Origin of the sequence: Paenibacillus marchantiophytorum (assembly GCF_014640555.1) — a bacterium.
GTDB lineage: Bacteria > Bacillota > Bacilli > Paenibacillales > NBRC-103111 > Paenibacillus_E > Paenibacillus_E marchantiophytorum.
In genome coordinates this window covers 215,314-232,098 of sequence record NZ_BMHE01000007.1, presented here as the reverse complement: position 1 = coordinate 232,098, position 16,785 = coordinate 215,314, and the positions used below count along the sequence as shown (strand labels likewise).

General features: G+C 51.2%; 12 protein-coding genes and 2 riboswitches. Of the genes, 8 read left to right on the top strand and 4 right to left on the bottom strand.

Annotation, left to right across the window (positions count from 1 at the left end):
- Position 1: 1 nt before the first annotated feature.
- Positions 2–104: riboswitch (guanidine-I (ykkC/yxkD leader) on the bottom strand.
- 192 nt (positions 105–296) lie between these two features.
- Positions 297–395, top strand: a riboswitch (guanidine-I (ykkC/yxkD leader).
- Positions 396–465: 70 nt separating this feature from the next.
- From IEY34_RS10110 to atzF, 4 genes are read left to right on the top strand one after another with little or no spacing between them, the layout of a single operon-like run.
- Positions 466–1,185 (top strand): urea amidolyase associated protein UAAP1, encoded by a 720-nt coding sequence (locus IEY34_RS10110; protein ID WP_189010948.1) that lies wholly within the window; start codon positions 466–468, stop codon positions 1,183–1,185.
- A gap of 22 nt (positions 1,186–1,207) precedes the next feature.
- A complete protein-coding gene (locus IEY34_RS10105; protein ID WP_189010946.1) occupies positions 1,208–1,858 on the top strand; it encodes an urea amidolyase associated protein UAAP2 in 651 nt (216 codons plus the stop codon).
- 49 nt (positions 1,859–1,907) lie between these two features.
- Positions 1,908–5,528, top strand: coding sequence for an urea carboxylase (gene uca, locus IEY34_RS10100; RefSeq protein WP_189010944.1), 3,621 nt, complete (start codon positions 1,908–1,910; stop codon positions 5,526–5,528).
- A 16-nt stretch (positions 5,529–5,544) separates the two neighbouring features.
- Positions 5,545–7,389 carry an allophanate hydrolase gene (atzF, locus tag IEY34_RS10095; RefSeq protein ID WP_189010942.1) on the top strand — a complete coding sequence of 615 codons (1,845 nt, stop codon included), beginning with the start codon at positions 5,545–5,547 and terminating at the stop codon, positions 7,387–7,389.
- Positions 7,390–8,409: 1,020 nt separating this feature from the next.
- Here the strand turns inward: atzF and IEY34_RS10090 are convergent.
- Complete coding sequence (locus tag IEY34_RS10090; protein WP_189010940.1) at positions 8,410–9,594, bottom strand: MFS transporter; 1,185 nt, start codon at positions 9,592–9,594, stop codon at positions 8,410–8,412.
- Positions 9,595–9,745: 151 nt separating this feature from the next.
- Positions 9,746–10,027 (bottom strand): ArsR/SmtB family transcription factor, encoded by a 282-nt coding sequence (locus tag IEY34_RS10085; RefSeq protein WP_189010938.1) that lies wholly within the window; start codon positions 10,025–10,027, stop codon positions 9,746–9,748.
- Positions 10,028–10,384: 357 nt separating this feature from the next.
- On the opposite strand from IEY34_RS10085, the gene IEY34_RS10080 reads away from it, so the two are divergent.
- On the top strand, positions 10,385–13,063 hold the full coding sequence (locus IEY34_RS10080) for a YhgE/Pip domain-containing protein (RefSeq protein ID WP_189010936.1): 2,679 nt from the start codon (positions 10,385–10,387) through the stop codon (positions 13,061–13,063).
- Positions 13,064–13,431: 368 nt separating this feature from the next.
- Positions 13,432–13,968, top strand: coding sequence for a hypothetical protein (locus tag IEY34_RS10075; RefSeq protein ID WP_189010934.1), 537 nt, complete (start codon positions 13,432–13,434; stop codon positions 13,966–13,968).
- 59 nt (positions 13,969–14,027) lie between these two features.
- Here the strand turns inward: IEY34_RS10075 and IEY34_RS10070 are convergent, their stop codons facing one another.
- Positions 14,028–14,363, bottom strand: a complete 336-nt coding sequence (locus tag IEY34_RS10070) for a type II toxin-antitoxin system PemK/MazF family toxin (protein ID WP_189010931.1) — start codon at positions 14,361–14,363, stop codon at positions 14,028–14,030.
- On the bottom strand, positions 14,360–14,629 hold the full coding sequence (locus IEY34_RS10065) for an AbrB/MazE/SpoVT family DNA-binding domain-containing protein (RefSeq protein WP_189010929.1): 270 nt from the start codon (positions 14,627–14,629) through the stop codon (positions 14,360–14,362). Before IEY34_RS10065 ends, IEY34_RS10070 begins: the two co-directional genes overlap by 4 nt.
- A gap of 234 nt (positions 14,630–14,863) precedes the next feature.
- Between IEY34_RS10065 and IEY34_RS10060 the strand changes: the two genes are divergently transcribed.
- On the top strand, positions 14,864–15,538 hold the full coding sequence (locus IEY34_RS10060) for a phosphatase PAP2 family protein (protein WP_189010927.1): 675 nt from the start codon (positions 14,864–14,866) through the stop codon (positions 15,536–15,538).
- Positions 15,535–16,716: an MGDG synthase family glycosyltransferase gene (locus IEY34_RS10055; protein ID WP_189010925.1), complete on the top strand. Its 1,182-nt coding sequence runs from the start codon at positions 15,535–15,537 to the stop codon at positions 16,714–16,716. Before IEY34_RS10060 ends, IEY34_RS10055 begins: the two co-directional genes overlap by 4 nt.
- The last annotated feature ends 69 nt before the right edge of the window (positions 16,717–16,785 follow it).

Sequence of the window (16,785 nt, the reverse complement as noted above, 5' to 3'; positions counted from 1 at the left end):
ATCCTCCCGGGCTTTTGTCCCTCCGTGAACACAGGGTTAGCTGTGCGTTTTCTCTCGGACCAGACCGGCGTTTGCGCCTCCGCGGAACCCTAGAAAACAATGGTATGTGATGAATCCTTACTTTAAAGAGTTTAATACTACATAATCCTTAGTAATGTTAGTTATAGGTCTTTTGTGTAAGTTAATATAACATATAATTAATGGTGTGAGAAGTATTTTATGCGAAATAAACGATTTTAAGAGAAGTTATTGACACATTTAATCGTCGATGTTATGTTTAGTAACACAAACGAATAATGATTGTTTACTAGGGTTCCGCCGGCGACAACCGGGCTGGTCCGAGAGTAAACCGCTCTTGTAGGAGAGCGACACGGAAGGATAAAAACCTGGGAGATATCACCAAGACACTTGAGTCTTGTGATGTCTCCCTTTTTGTTTAACTACATCGCAAAGGAGTCGGATAGCATGGCTAACAGTTGGGGCATGACGATAGGGCCTGGGGGCAAGTGGTCGGGAGCGATTGGCAGAGGGAAATTGATTCGGTTTACAGCAGTGGAAGCGGGAGCGAATGTGTCTATTCAATTGTTCCACGCAAGGGATCTAACGGAACGCTACAATATGCCGGATACACTCAAGGCGCAATATACGGCCCATTTGACTAAAGGGCATGTGCTGATGAGCGACAATGGACGTGTGCTGGCAAGTCTGGTCGAGGATAGCATCGGCTGGCATGATCCGCTCAGCGGGTATACGAGCCGAGAGGCGACGGATGCCAAATATGGGGCGACAGATTTCGGACAGCAGCGGAATGCGTGGCTGCGCAGCGGGCAGGAGAATTTTGCCGTGGAGTTGGTGCGCAATGGACTGAGCATGCGGGATATGATGCCGGTGGTTAATTTATTTTCCAAAGTGTTCTGCGATGAGCGAGGGGATATGCACTTTAGTTTGGAACATTGCCCGGCAGGCGCTGTGGTTACGCTTCGTACGGAACTAGATATTGTGCTTCTCGTATCCAATACACCGAATCCGCTTGACCCGAGAACGTCGTATCCATCCGTGCCGGTCAACATCGAAATTCTCACAGCTGAGCCTGTGACGGAAGATGATTATTGTGTGAATTACCGTTCGGAGAATCGCCGAGCTTTTGAAAATACATGGGAATATCACACACTGCTAGGCCTATAGAACATGCGGAGGAGGAACGAAAATGGCGGTATTTAATCGAGTAGAGAGTTCTCGCAAAGTCCAGGACGCGATCCATAGCGAAGTCGTTCGAGCAGGGGACGGTTGGATGAAGGTTTTGAAGCCAGGGCAGGTGCTCCGTATTGTGGATTTGGAAGGAAATCAGGCGGCAGACACGCTGTTCTATGATGCGGAGAATCCAGAAGATCACTACAGTGCGGTGGCTACGATTGCGGGGCAAAGCAATATTTATCTGAGCACAGGATCGGTGCTGCGGGCGGAATCCGGCAAGGCGCTGCTGCGAATCGTAGCGGATACGTGCGGCCGCCATGATACGGTTGGGGGTTCGTGTTCAGCGCAAAGCAATACTGTACGCTACTCGCACGATAAGCTTTCGATGCACAATTGCCGGGACACTTTCATGCTGCAGTTGGCGGGACAGGACGGGGCGTATACGAAGCGTGATTTGGCGCCGAATATTAATTTCTTTATGAACGTACCGGTCAGCGCCGATGGCGGGCTGAAGTTCGATGATGGGGTATCTGCGCCAGGCTGTTATGTGGAGATGGAGTCTTTGGGAAGCTCGATGGTGCTGATCAGCAACTGTCCGCAGCTCAATAATCCATGCAATGCCTACAATCCGACACCGATTCAAGTTCTAATTTGGGAAAAGTGAGCGAGTTTACGGCATAGCCGTTCAAGATATTCGAAGGAGTGTGGTTACGATGTTCACCAAAGTGCTAATCGCCAATCGCGGTGCGATCGCCGTACGAATTGAACGTACTTTACGCAAGCTCGGAGTAGCCTCAGTAGCTGTGTATACAGGAGCGGATCAAGATAGCTTGCACGTCGATGGCGCCGATGAGGCGGTTCTGATCGGTGACGGTCCGGCGAAGGAAAGCTATTTGAATACAGAGTTGATTATGCAAACAGCGCTGGAAACCGGTGCGCAAGCGATTCATCCCGGCTATGGCTTTTTGAGCGAAAATGCCGAGTTCGCCCGTGCTTGTCGCGACAACGGCATCGTGTTTATCGGCCCTACGCCGGAGCAAATGGAGATGTTCGGACTCAAGCATTCGGCTCGTGAAATCGCGGAAAGAGCTGGCGTGCCCATGCTGCCGGGAACTCCGCTGATTACAGAACTCGAAGAGGCGATCTCCGAAGCAAGCCGTATTGGCTACCCTGTTATTCTCAAAAGCACAGCGGGTGGGGGAGGCATCGGGATGCGCGTATGCGCAGATGAGGCTTCGTTGAGAGCTGCTTTCGATAGCGTGCGTCATTTGGCGGAGACGAATTTCAAGAACGGCGGGATGTTTCTGGAGAAATATATCGCCAGAGCGCGTCATGTCGAGGTGCAAATATTCGGCAATAACTTCGGTGAAGTCGTTACTCTGGGAGAACGGGATTGCTCCATACAACGCCGCAATCAAAAGGTCATTGAAGAAAGCCCGGCGCCAAACTTGTCTGATGAAGTACGCGAAGCGATGTTTGCCTCTGCGAAGCGGCTGGCTGCCGAAGTGGGCTATCGCAGTGCAGGGACAATCGAATACTTGTATGACCCGGAAACGTGCGAGTTCTATTTCCTGGAAGTGAATACCCGACTTCAAGTTGAGCATGGCGTAACGGAGGAAGTGCTGGGTGTTGATCTTGTTGAGTGGATGGTGCGCGAAGCGGCGGATGAGCTGCGTGACATTCAGTCTCTCATTCGCAAGCCGCAAGGCCACAGCATACAAGCGCGGATCTATGCGGAGGACTGCCTTCAGCAGTTCCGTCCGAGCGCGGGGCAGTTGGACCGTGCGGTGTTTTCGAACCGATCGCGCAACGAGACTTGGGTGCGGGATGGGCTGACGGTAACAACGTTATACGATCCGATGCTGGCCAAAATCATTGTTCATGGCACTGACCGTGAGGATGCGATCGGGAAATTGATTGATGCGTTAAGTGAAACGCGCATGTATGGTCTGACGACGAATCTGCAATATCTGCAGGCTCTCTTGCAAGAGAAGGATTGCGTAGACGGCAACGTCTACACGCAATTGTTGCATACATTCGAGCCGACAGAACGGGCTCTGGAAGTTGTGGATGGCGGCATCCAAACCACTGTGCAGGATTTCCCGGGCCGAATCGGCCACTGGGACGTGGGTGTGCCGCCTTGCGGCCCGATGGATCCGTTCTCGTTCCGAATCGGCAACAAACTGCTGGGCAACGCTGACGATGCCCCCGGTTTGGAAATGACGCTGCGCGGAGGCGCCTACAAGTTCCGCAGCGACATGTGGTTCTGTGTTACTGGCGCGGATATGCAAGCGGAGCTGGATGGTTCAGCCATCGCAACCTATAAGCCAGTGTTCGCCGCACGCGGGCAAATCCTGAGCTTTGGCGAAGCCAAAGAAGGCATGCGCGCGTATCTGCTCATCAGCGGCGGCTTGGATATGCCGCGGATTCTCGGCAGCTCTGCCACATTTACGCTGGGCGGTTTTGGTGGGCATGGCGGCCGTGCCTTGCGGCCGGGTGATGTGCTGGGCGTGAACAGAGGTGGAAGCCCTGTGCAAGAAGCGGTGGAACTTGCTGTGCCTCATCGCCCGGCGATGACGCGCGAGTGGACGATTGGCGTTATTCCCGGGCCGCATTGTACGGGTGAATTTTTGGATGCCAAATACTTGGATCAATTGACGGAAACGAGTTGGGAAGTTCATTTCAATTCCTCGAGGACGGGTGTTCGCTTGAAAGGGCCTGCTCCGTTGTGGACACGTGAGGATGGGGGAGAGGCAGGGCTGCATCCTTCGAATATTCACGATAATGCTTATGCCATCGGAACGCTGGATTTGACCGGAGATATGCCGATTTTGCTGGGTCCTGACGGGCCGAGTTTGGGAGGGTTCGTCTGTCCGGTGACGACGGCGTCGGCGGAATTCTGGAAGCTGGGTCAGCTGCATCCTGGCGATTCCGTTCGGTTTCATCTGCTGACACTTTCGGAAGCGGAAGCTCTGCGAGATATGCAGGAACGTAACTTGCAAGCGATTGGCAAAGGGGAATTGGCACGTTTGGAGCAAGCGGAGCTGCCTGCTGTTAATGCGGAAATCACGCCGGAGTATCCGCGTCTTTTCCACGAGGTAGACAATCGCAGGTTCCCAATCACAATTCGCTGTTGCGGGGATCAGAACTTGCTTGTTGAATATGGCGAGTTGGAGCTCGATTTGCTGCTGCGTTTCCAAGTTCAGGCTTTGCTGCAAGCGATTGTGGTGAGTGGCTCGATCCCGGTCTTGGATCTGACACCGGGGATTCGCTCCCTGCAAATTCATATTGACCCTTCCCGAATTACCGTAATTGAAGCTTGTGAGAGAGTAGTTGCTATTGATGCAGCGCTGCCTCCGTTAGAAGAGTTCCGCGTGCCTTCGCGAATTGTGCGCTTGCCGCTGTCCTGGGATGATCCGGCAACACAGCTTGCGATTGAACGCTACCAACAAGGAGTGCGGCCTGATGCGCCTTGGTGTCCTAGCAATCTAGCATTCATTCAGCGCATTAACGGCTTAGATACGATAGATGATGTGAAAAAGATTGTGTTTGACGCCAACTACCTGGTGCTTGGTTTGGGAGATGTGTATCTCGGGGCTCCGGTCGCTACGCCGGTTGATCCTCGCCACCGTTTGGTCACGACCAAATATAATCCGGCCCGCACATGGACACCGGAAAATGCCGTTGGTATCGGCGGAGCCTACATGTGTGTGTACGGGATGGAAGGCCCAGGCGGATATCAGTTCGTAGGGCGTACCATTCAAATGTGGAATCGTCTGCGCTCAACGGAGAGTTTTAAGGCAGGCAAACCTTGGTTATTGAGATTTTTTGATCAAATTCAGTTCTATGAGGTCAGCGCGGAAGAACTGTTGCAATTGCGGGAGGACTTCCCAAGAGGGCGGTATGAAGCGGATATTCAAGAGACGACCTTCGATTTAGGCGAGTATTTGCAGTTCCTCAGTGAGATTGAGGGAGATGCTGCTACATTCCGTACCCAACAGCAAATAGCGTTCAAAGAAGAGCGCGAGAGCTGGAAGGCCAAGGGACTGGCCGAATACGTGTCAGAGCAGGAAGCGGTGAGCGAAGCGCCGGAGGATGAATTGCCAGCAGGGACCATTGCGGTGCGCGGCATCATGCCAGGCAGTGTGTGGAAAGTCCTCGTGTCGCCGGGTGAGCAAGTGAAGAAAGGCGATCCATTAGCAATCCTGGAAAGTATGAAAATGGAGTTCCCGCAGCATGCGCCGTGTGATGGCATTGTGTCGATAATTCAGGTGAAGCCGGGGGATCAAATTCACGCGGGGCAGCTGATTCTAGGGATTGCGCAATCTGCATAGAGGAGGGGACATAGGTATGAACGAGATCAAAAAAGATGAAATCGAAATTCCGAGCGAGTTGACGCTATCCTGGTTGCGGGACAAGTATGCAAAGCGGGAGTTAACACCGCAGGATATCGCAGCGACTATCGTTCAGCGGTCCTCGGAGGACGCAACGATGCATATCTGGATTACCCCGCCTTCGCTGGAGCTAATGCAGCCTTACTTAGACAGATTGGATAAAATCGCGATGGCGGATGCTCCGCTTTGGGGAATTCCTTTTGCGATCAAAGATAACATTGATCTGGCAGGGGTGCCGACGACGGCTGGCTGCGCGGAGTATGCTTATACGCCGTCGGAACATGCAGGCGTCGTGGAAAGGTTGATTGCCGCAGGAGCTATTCCGGTCGGCAAAACGAACTTGGATCAATTCGCGACAGGACTTGTCGGCGCGAGAAGCCCTTATGGCGACACGCATAACGCGCTGCGCCCGGAACTGATTAGCGGCGGCTCGAGCTCCGGCTCCGCTGTCTCGGTGGCCCGCGGGCAAGCGGTCTTCTCGCTGGGCACGGATACCGCAGGCTCGGGCCGCGTGCCTGCGGCTTTGAACCGCTTGGTTGGCTATAAGCCGAGCCTCGGCGCTTGGCCAACCAAAGGGGTAGTTCCGGCTTGCGCGAGTCTGGACTGTGTCACCGTGTTCGCGCACAGTTTGGAAGATGCGCTGGCCGTGGATCATGTGGCGCGGGGGGTTCATGCGGAAGACCCTTGGTCACGCTATGTGACAAGAGGGGTATCTTCCCTTCCGGGCAAAGTGCTGCTTCCGGAAGGGGCGCTGGATTTCTATGGTCCTTTTGCTGCTGAGTATCAGGCTGCTTGGGAGGCGGCGGTTGCTGCTCTGAAGAAGATGAACCCTGATATCTCCATTGAATATGTAGATGTTACGTTATTCGCCCAAGCGGCGGCGATTCTATATGAAGGGCCGTGGGTGGCTGAACGTTGGGCAGCGTTGGGTAGTTTTATTGAGGCCCATCCAGGGATTGCGTATCCGGTGACGGAGCGGATTCTCCGCTCGGGCGCTGCGGTCGAGTATGATGCTGCGTCTGTCTTCACAGCGATGCATAAGCTTCAGCAGTTTAAGCTCGAAGCGCGTAAACTGCTCAAGGACGCGGTGCTCGTCATGCCAACCTGCGGCGGTACGTGGTCGCGTGAGCAAGTGCTCGCTGATCCGATCAGCACGAATCGGGATATGGGACGCTACACCAATCATTGCAACTTGCTTGATTTGTGCGCGGTTGCGGTTCCGGCAGCGGATGCGGCTGAGCGGACGCCTTTTGGGATTACCTTCTTCGGGCTTGCTGAAGAGGAGGGGTTGATCTGCGGCGCGGCGGAGCAGTTCGTGGGCAGTTTGGTGGGTTTTGTGGCGAGTGAGGGCGTGAGTGAGAGCGAGTCGGTGAGTGAGAAGGCGAGCGGGGCTGCGAGAGAAAGTGCAGCTTCTGAGCGGGCCACGACGCTGGTTGCGGTCTGTGGGTTGCACATGCGCGGCTATCCGCTGGAGAAGCAGATGCTTGGCTGTGGGGCGCGTTTCATCCGTGAGGATGAAACTGCGGCGGCTTACAGCCTCGTGAAACTGCCAACCACACCGGCGAAGCCGGGGTTGATCAAGCGGCAGCAGGGCGGCTCCGCCATCCGGCTGGAGATTTGGGAGATGCCGCTGGAGGCGTTCGGCGGCTTCGCGGCGGCGATCCCAGCTCCGCTGGGGATCGGCAAGGTTGAGCTCCGGGACGGCACGGAAGTCCCGGGTTTCGTTTGTGAAGCTTACGCGGCCGCAGGCGCGGAAGATGTTACTTCCCTTGGCGGCTGGCGCCAAGTGGTGCCTTTATAAGGCGGGTGCTCCGGCCCGCCTGGAAGCAGAGGATCGTTGCTCCTTCCACCGAGAGGTGGGGGCGACGATCCTCTATTTCGCTTTTTGCGGAGTAGCTTCAACTTTCAGAGGGAACGTCGTTCCGCTATTTTGGTAAAAACCAGGCTAAATGGACTTCCCGCGGAACTCTGTTCCTCTATTTCGCAGTTTTGCACTCGAAATGGGCGAATTGAGGCGAAATAGCGGAACGTAGTTCCCCTGGGCTGCGCACATCGGTCAATTTGTCACATATAGCGGAACGTAGTTCCGCGAGGCTGCGCACATCGACCGATTTACCGACTGACGGCTGCGGCCCCGTCCAACCAATCAGCTACTTTCCCTTGCAGCTACTCTCCACGTTCTCCCAACCCTCCAGCCCAACCCCACCACCAGTAGCTTCGACTTTCGGAGGGAACGTCGTTCCGCTATTTTGGCAAAACCAGGCTAAATGGACTTCCCGCGGAACTCTGTTCCTCTATTTCGCAGTTTTGCCCTCAAATTGGGCGAATTGAGGCAAAATAGCGGAACGTAGTTCCCGTTGGGCGCTTACATCGGCCAATTTGTCACAAATAGCGGAACGTAGTTCCGCGAGGCTGCGCACATGGACCGATTTACGACTGACGGCTGCCGTCCCGTCCAACCAATCAGCTACTTTCCCGTGCAGCTACTCTCCGCGTTCTCCCAACCCTCCAAGCTAACTCCCCCGCCAGTAGCGTATCTTGACTTCCGCGCTAGCACGTAAAGGCTGTCCCTGTTTTAATAAAAAAAGGATAATCCAAGGCTAGGCAGCCGGATCATCCCTCTCTATCCTTCGTCTATCCCTCTCTATCCTTCGTCTATCCCTCTCTATCCTTCGTCTATCCTTCTCTATCCTTCGTCTATCCCTCTCTATCCTTCGTCTATCCCTCTCTATCCTTCGTCTATCCTTCTCTATCCTTCTCTATCCTTCGCCTTTCCTTCGTCTATCCCTCTCTATCTGTCGTCTATGCAACGCGCACGCTTTTAAGCGTGCTGCAAAGCTTCAGCTTTCGTATCATCAGCAACAGTGGATCGCCTAGATGAAAAGATGGTGATAGCCAGCGCGATGCCCACGCCGATTGCGCCAATCCAAGTGACGGATGTGAGGGAAATCTGGCTCACGACAACACCGCCGACGCCGGCTCCTCCTGCCATGGCCAACTGCATTACGGAGCTGTTTAGGCTGAGCATAATGCCTGATGATTCGGGGGCGAGGGCGACCAAATTATATTGCTGCGTAGGACCCGATGACCATGCCGAGAAGGACCATAGGAGCAGCAGCAGGAAAACGACGCTTGGCGAGTGCGCGGCCATAGTTAAGAGAATGAGTGTGATCATGTGCAAAAGCATGCCTGAGAGCAGTGTGCGTTGGACACCCCAACGGTCTGTGCTGAAGCCACCGAGCTTGGAACCGACGAGACTGGCGATACCGAAGGCGAAAAGGGCAGTGCTCAATGTTTTCTCACCCATACCGGTGATGGTTAGCAAGTAGGGGGAAATGTAAGTGTAAGCGATGGAGTAACCGCCCAGCCAGAAAAAGCTTACGGCTAAAGCCAGGGTCAGTTTTGGATTTTTCAAGAGAGCTAGTTGTTTGCGCAGCGGAATGGCGGCTTCGCCTTGCAAAGCGGGAATCGTGAGGGAAATCACGACCATAGCCAATAAACCAAGGGCGGCTATTCCGCCAAAAACGACTTTCCAGTCATAAGCAGCAGCCAGCATTCTGCCGAGTGGCACGCCTACAATCAGTGCGGCAGTGAAACCTGTAATGACGGTTGCGATGGCGCTCGCCTGCTTGCCTTGGGGGGCGATCATAGCGGCGATGCTTAATGATGTTACGACGACAACACCTGCGCCGAGCGCCATCAGGACGCGAGCGCTGATGAATAAGCCGAATCCGGGCATGACGAAGGCGAGCGCATTCGCTATGACGAAAAGGCTGAGTCCGAAGAGGAGTAATTTACGCCGATTCCACCCCGAGGTGAAGGCCATGATCACGGGAGTTCCGAGTGCATAAACGAGTGAAAAGACAGTGATGAGCTGGCCGGCGGCTACTAAGGAAATGTGCAGAGTGTCCGAGATTTTATCCAAAATTCCGGCAATGATAAACTCCGATGTTCCGACTAGAAAACTGAGTAGGGCTAACACATAGATTTGCCATGTTCTTGACATGCAAGTACCTCTTTTCAAATATTATTTTCATTTTTCTAAAAACATAGAAATATAAGACGCAGCTATTCAAACTAATCAAGCAAGTTAAGTTCATCTCACTACAATAATTCGATAATTCTAGATACATAGAAATATTGAAAATAAAAATAAACTACTGTATCAGATAAGGTACGTATTTTTTCACGGTCTCCCAGTTTATGCTGAAGTGAATGAAGGTTCCTTTTTTCTCGGAGTCCAGCAGGCCGCAATCGGTTAATTGTTTTAGATGATGAGACAGTGTGGATAAAGCCACCGAATTCAAACGGTTTTCAAGCTCGGCAGGACATAAATTGCTTTCTTTAATGAGCATCTCGAGAATCTTGTAGCGCGTAGGCTCGCCCAAAGCTTTATGAACTTTCACCGCTTGCTTGGCTTCCAAACTGACGTCAACCATGTAAAGGACTCCTTTCGTGTTGTTTTGGTGTTTCTAGCGTTATCGAAATAAGAATACCATGACTTTTTATAAATGTAAATGCGATGTTGTGTTCGGATAAAAAAGAGGTATGAAAATTCACGGCGTTTTTCGTGTTATACCCAGCTAATTCTAGTTATCCACACAGTTACCCACAATATCAACATGTCCACAGTTCATGCTGTGCATAAGATCAAGGGATCCTTGTGCACATATCCACAGCACTAGTTATCCACAAAGGTGCAAGATTAAGCTTGCAGTCTTTGGAAGTATTTTGTATGGTTAAAGGATTGTCAGGAGACATTAAGTACCAAATGTGAAGGGCCGGGTGGGGCATCAATGAAGCAAATTTTCCGTATTTATCGAACTGATCTTATCAACTTGTGGAAAGTGCCCACAGGTTTGTTACTTATGATTGCACTAGCTATTTTACCTTCTGTGTATGCATGGATTAATCTAGAGGCGATGTGGGACCCCTATGCGAATACATCGGGGATCAAAATTGCCGTGACGAGCAACGATTTGGGGGCAACGGTCGAAAATAAGTCCATAAACATTGGCGCCGAAGTGGTGGATAATCTGAAAAACAATCATACACTCGGTTGGACCTTTGTGAATGAGGAGGATGCGCTGAGCGGAGTTGAACGTGGCGATTACTATGCCAGCCTAATCATACCGGCGGATTTTTCTCGAAAAATAACGAGCATCGTAGACGGGACCATGGAAAAACCGGAAATTCTGTACACGGTGAATGAGAAAATTAATGCGGTCGCGCCCAAAATTACAAGCAAAGGGGCCTCCAGTGTTACCCAACAGATCAGCGAGAACTTCGTTAAGACTGTTAGCAGCTCCATTCTTACTCGGATGAAAGAGCTGGGGATCGATTTTGAAAAAGAACTGCCGACGATTCGCAATATGGAAACGAAGGTGTTCGAGCTTGAGAAGCGGTTGCCGGATGTTGAAGCCATGGGAGCCAAAGCTTTGGAAATTGAGCAAAAGCTGCCTGAAATTAAGCAAAAAGGGCAGAAAATTGTCGAGCTCGAGCAGAAAATTCCCGATATTAATCGCGCCGCGGATACCATTCTGAAGATCGAGGAACGCTGGCCCAAGATTCAGTCGGTCGCGCAGGAAGTGTTGCTTATTCAGCAGAAGCTGCCTGAAATCCAGAAGGCTGCGGATCGAATCGCTGAGCTGGATCAGAATTTCGACAAGGTCGAATCAGCGTTGAATACAGCAATAGAGACATCGCGGAAAGCGGATGAGATTGTCAATGCAGCGCTAGCCGCCTTACCGAAAATTGACGCTATCGCTACGCAGGGCGGAGCTTTTGCTGAGCAATTGGCTGACTTCCTGCAAAAGAATGATGCCGCATTCGAGGCGCTGATTCCTGTGGTGAAGATGAACTTGACCCTGCTTCAGCAAACGGCGGATGCCGTTACACAGCTCACGGGCTTGCTGCAGGAAGTGAATCCGGACCCGCAGAAAGTGTTAGCGGTTATGGCTGTCTTGAAGAGCCAATTGACGATAGGTGTTGCCGTTATCGACAGAACGATTGACTTGTATACACGTTTGAATACGTATTTGCCGAATAGCCCATTCAGCGATAATATTACGCGGCTAACGACAATCAAGACGAATATGAATAACCAAATTCAGACATTAAGCAAACTTCAAAGCGCCATTGAGCGCGGTGAGAAGCCGGCCACGGATTTAGTGAATAACCTGAATGCCTTGTCCAAAGAGGCGAGCAGCGCTATCGGAAGTCTGCTTGCCAGATACGATTCGGAAATTGTGCCGAATATGAAAAAGGCTTTGGCCCAAATCAAATCGGTAGCCCAGAATTCGGCCAGTGTACTGCAAACGCTGAAGTCGCAGCTGCCGAATATCAAGGGGATTTTGCTGGATGCGCAGAGTGGAATCCATTTCGCCCAGACGCAGCTGGATGCGCTGCAGAAGGAACTGCCGGACATTCGTGCGAAGGTGCACGAGGCGTCTGCAACGCTTCAGACGAAGCTCGATGCGTTCACGAACGGGATTAACGAAGCGGCGCCGTTCATTCAGAATGATTTGCCCAAAGTGGAGCAGAAGCTGCACGAAGCGTCGAACTTCGTGCGGAACGATCTGCCGGCGGCAGAGGATGAAATCCGCAAGGTTGCTGATCTGTACGAGACGAAGTTTCCAGAAGTCGAGGACGCGGTCCACTTGGCAGCGAATTTGGTGCGCAGCGATCTGCCGGAATTCGAAGCGGCTGTGCACAAAGCGGCTGATCAGATCCGCAAGGTCGAGGGTGGCGGCAGCATCGAGGAAATACTTCGTCTGCTTCAGAACGATATTCAGAAGCAGAGCGATTTCTTATCCAATCCTGTTCTGATTAAAGAAGACAAGAGATTTCCCATCCCGAACTATGGCTCGGCGATGTCGCCTTTTTACACCACACTGTCCCTGTGGGTCGGGGCTATGCTGCTCGTCTCTCTGATGAGAGTCGATGTGGATAACCCGGAAGGCGCGCCACTGAAGTCGTATCATGTGTATTTTGGGCGGATGATGATCTTCCTGACGGTTGGATTCTTCCAAGCTCTGATCGTGACGTTAGGCGATTTATTCCTGCTTGGCACCTATGTGGTAGATAAGGTTTGGTTCGTGGTGTTTGCTGTGCTCATCAGCGCGGTGTTCATCTCGATCACCTATACGCTGGTGTCTGTCTTTGGCAACATAGGGAAGGGAATCGCGATTATCTTCCTGGTCTTGCAGTTCTCAAGCTCAGGCGGAACGTTCCCGATCAGTACGGCGTCGCCCTTTTTCCAAAAGATCAATCCGGCTGTGCCCTTCACGTATGCGGTTGGGGTGCTGCGCGAGACGGTTGGCGGGATGCAGTGGTCCGTCGTGCTGAAAGATGTGCTGTTCCTCTTCATGTTCATCGGGCTTTGTTATGTGGTAGCCCTGGCGCTGAAAAAGCCGCTCAGCGGCTATACGGCGCGGGTGGCGGAGAAAGCAAAGAAGACGAAATTGATTTCGTAGGTTTCTTGGTTTGCGGTAAGGGCGGAGGCTGCTTCACGAGGTGAATAACCTGTGGGCAGCCTTTTGTGCATTCTTGGAGCCGCCACTTTTTGTTTATGGTTGAGGCTCCAAGCTCCCGATCCCGCTGGAGTAGAATCTTGAAGTTAGCTAGTTTAGACAGATGGTTGGTAGAACGCTGAGAGCAGCTGCAAGGGAAAGTAGCTGAAATACCCGGACTGTGCGGTGGCACGTCCAATTGAAATAGGGATCACGCCCAACGCCGGAATAAGGCTGTACGTTCTGCGCTTCTGACCAACATACCAAATAAATCCAGTTATACTGCAACATTGGATGGAATCCTGCGTCTTTACTATAGAGGGGGAGTGTGGATGAAAAAACGAATCATAACCGCATGGCTGTGCTTCTTCGTGTTAGTGGGTTTCTTTCCTGCGAATACTTACGGATTGTCCTGTGCTCAGCCGCTTGCTGTCGATCAAGCGTATGATCGATATGACGCAGTCGTTGTGGCTACGGTGGATGAGATCATTCGAAGAAAACAACATAATGAGCTCCAATTAACCATCCTGAATAGCTTCAAAGGGGTGGAGGAACGGAAGCTTACGGTCGCAGAGGATTTGACCTGGGGTACAAGTCAGAAGGGTGAACAGTATCTGTACTATTTGATGAAGAAAGATGGCGGCTGGGAGAATCCGTTGTGCTCGCCCATGCAAAAGGCTGTCAATTCCTATACGTCTCTAAGCTATCTGAAAGACAAAGAGATTACGCTCAAGCAAAAGGTTGTCCCGGCAGAAACGAATAAGACGAATTGGGCCGTCATTGCGATCTCAATCTTCTTGCTTGGCGCTGTGGGCGCAGGTATTGGATATTCCGTTTATGTGGTTAGATCACGGAGAAATAAGGATTGAGTAAGGGATTCAAGAAGCCATCAACATTGCTTGAAGGAAAGTGGTGTTGATGGCTATTTTCACGCTAGGATGGCTCGAGTATTACGCAGAATTTCTTTCATGGTTGATGTCTCGGGGGGGATATGACCAACGATTTTAATCTTCCGTTTTCTTATATCGAGACTCTTTAACTGATCCGTGAGAACGACGCCAGTGAACGGGAGTTGGTCTGGAAGCTGCACTTCAAAGGCGTAGTCTTTCACTTGAGGAGTAATCGGACAAACAACTGCAAATCCAGTAAGTTCATTGAAGTCAGATTCAGATACTACAATAGCAGGACGTCGCCCAGCTTGCTCTCGCCCTGCCTGAGGGTCGAAATCAAGCCAAACGAGGTCACCGCGTGAGGGAATAGTCAAATTAATTCGTCTCCTTCAATGCCTAGATCAATCTCTGCGTGATGAGAGGTATCCCGTTTTATTTTCGATAAAAGCATCTTCATGTGAGCTCTTAATTCAAGATTGGATTCTTGTGGTTCCCCGGTAGGACGAAGCAGGATCGCATTGTCTGGTGTCAGGATTATCTGAAGTTCGGCACCTTCATCCAAGTTCAGTCTTTTTAAGATTTGGTTTGGAATCCGGATGGCGGTGCTGTTCCCCCATTTACTTAGTGTGACCGTTGTCATGAAGATCAAGTCCTTTCGATCATTATTACCCAACTATAGCTCACTTCGCTTATAATGTATATACATATGATATACAAAAGGGCGAGGAACGATACATATAAGAAATTAGAACTTAGCCTTTAGTCTAGGTTTTTTCACGACCTTTGGCTAACAAAAGACAGTACCTTAGAGCGTTTGGCAAAACTCGAATCTCCTGTAAGATGAAGATAACGTAAAGGAGAGCGAGGAGTTCATGTGAGAAAAGCGTCGTGGTGGTCCTACGTCATGGCATGCAGTGCATTGCTGTTGATTCCTTTGGTAGGTCTAATCTACGTTCATTTGAATCAAGCGGATGGCAGGGCTTATAATCTGGTTACTGACCTGGATCGGCAAATTCCGTTTATCAAAGGCTTTATTGTCCCATACTTATCATGGTACGGCTTTCTCTTGATTGGATTCCTGTATTTGGCGCATAAAGATCGCCGCAACTATTATTTTACAATTTTAGAGATGGTAATGGGTCTTCTTCTGTGTTATGGGGTATATGCTATATATCAAACCACTGTCCCTCGGCCGGAGCTAACCGAAACCGATTGGCTGCTGCGGATGGTAGAGTGGGTGTATCGCTCGGATCAACCATTTAACTGTTTTCCGAGTACACATGTATTAACTTCTTATGTCTTGATGAGAGCCTATCTGCGTACAAATCGTGTGGCAATAGGTTATAAAATAGCAATTTCGAGCATGTCACTGCTCATCATCGTGTCTACACAGTTCGTGAAGCAGCATGTGCTCTTGGACATCGTGGGTGCAGTTGTGGTGGCAGAGGGCGTCCTGTACGTCGTGGAACGTATTCGCAGAAACTGGGGAACAGAAGCAATAAAGGTGCATGCGCAACAGCACAATCTTGACAGGGGGCTTAGAAGATGAAACAGAGGGACAAACTATTAATCCTGACAGGCAGCTTAGGGGACGGACATAATAAAGCGGCACAGGCGATTCTGGAGGCGACACGTTTCTATAAACCAGGTGTGGAAGTAAAAGTGGTGGATTTTCTGGAGTGGACGCATCCTTATCTGCACTCAGTGGGCAAATATTGCTACATGCAGTGGGTGAAAAGCCTGCCATCCGTGTATGGTTATTTGTATCGGAAGACAAGGGATGATAATACGTTCTCGCATATGTTTAAAAAGATGAAATCGTTCAGCACCGACCGGATGCTGGAACTGCTGCACGAGGAGAAGCCGACCGAGGTGGTCTGCACCTTCCCAGGTGCTGCCGCGGCGATGTCGTATCTGAAATGCAACGGATTAACAACGGTGCCTACCGTGACCATAATGACGGATTACACCGATCATAGTTATTGGATTCATCCCGGCACAGATCGCTATCTGGTTGGCGCTGAGCATGTGAAGCAAGCGCTGCTGAGATACCGTATTCCGGAGCAGCGTATTGTGGTGACCGGCATTCCGATCCGGATGCCGTTTACGAGAGAATATGATCGAATGGCGCTGCGGGATAAGCATGGTTTGCACCGGGATATGCCGACGGTACTCGTCATGGGAGGCGGGCATGGTTTAATCGGCAAGCAATTCAAGTCGGTGCTGCAGTCCGATGATTTGGCGGAACCGGTACAGTTTGTTTTCGTCTGCGGACGTAACGAGAAGCTCAAGCTTCAGCTGGAAGAAGAATTGAGCGGAGAGAAAACCCGCCATCACGTCAAGGTAACCGGATTCGTTGATCATGTGCATGAACTGATGGCTTTGTCGGATCTCATTGTGACCAAACCAGGGGGACTTACCATTTCGGAGGCGCTCGCGCTGGAACTCCCGATGATGCTGTACAAGCCGATACCGGGACAAGAACAGGCGAACGCAAAGTATTTGGTTGGCTTGGGAGCGGCGATTGAAGTGAAGAATGCGGCAGAGTTGAAAAATCAGCTGCTGGCCATCATAGCGAACCAATCGCTGTTATCCAACTTGAAAAACAATGTGAAATTACATCAGCAGAACCAAGACGTCCTCCACACGCTGAATGCCATCTTCGAGACGCGCCATCATTTCGTCCCGCTCACCGAGGGCATGCAGCTTGCCTATGCGAACAGCTAACGCTTTATCCCTCTTTTTACCCTGAAAAAGCATCGTACTTTTTATCTAAAAGGTACGGGTGCTTTTTTG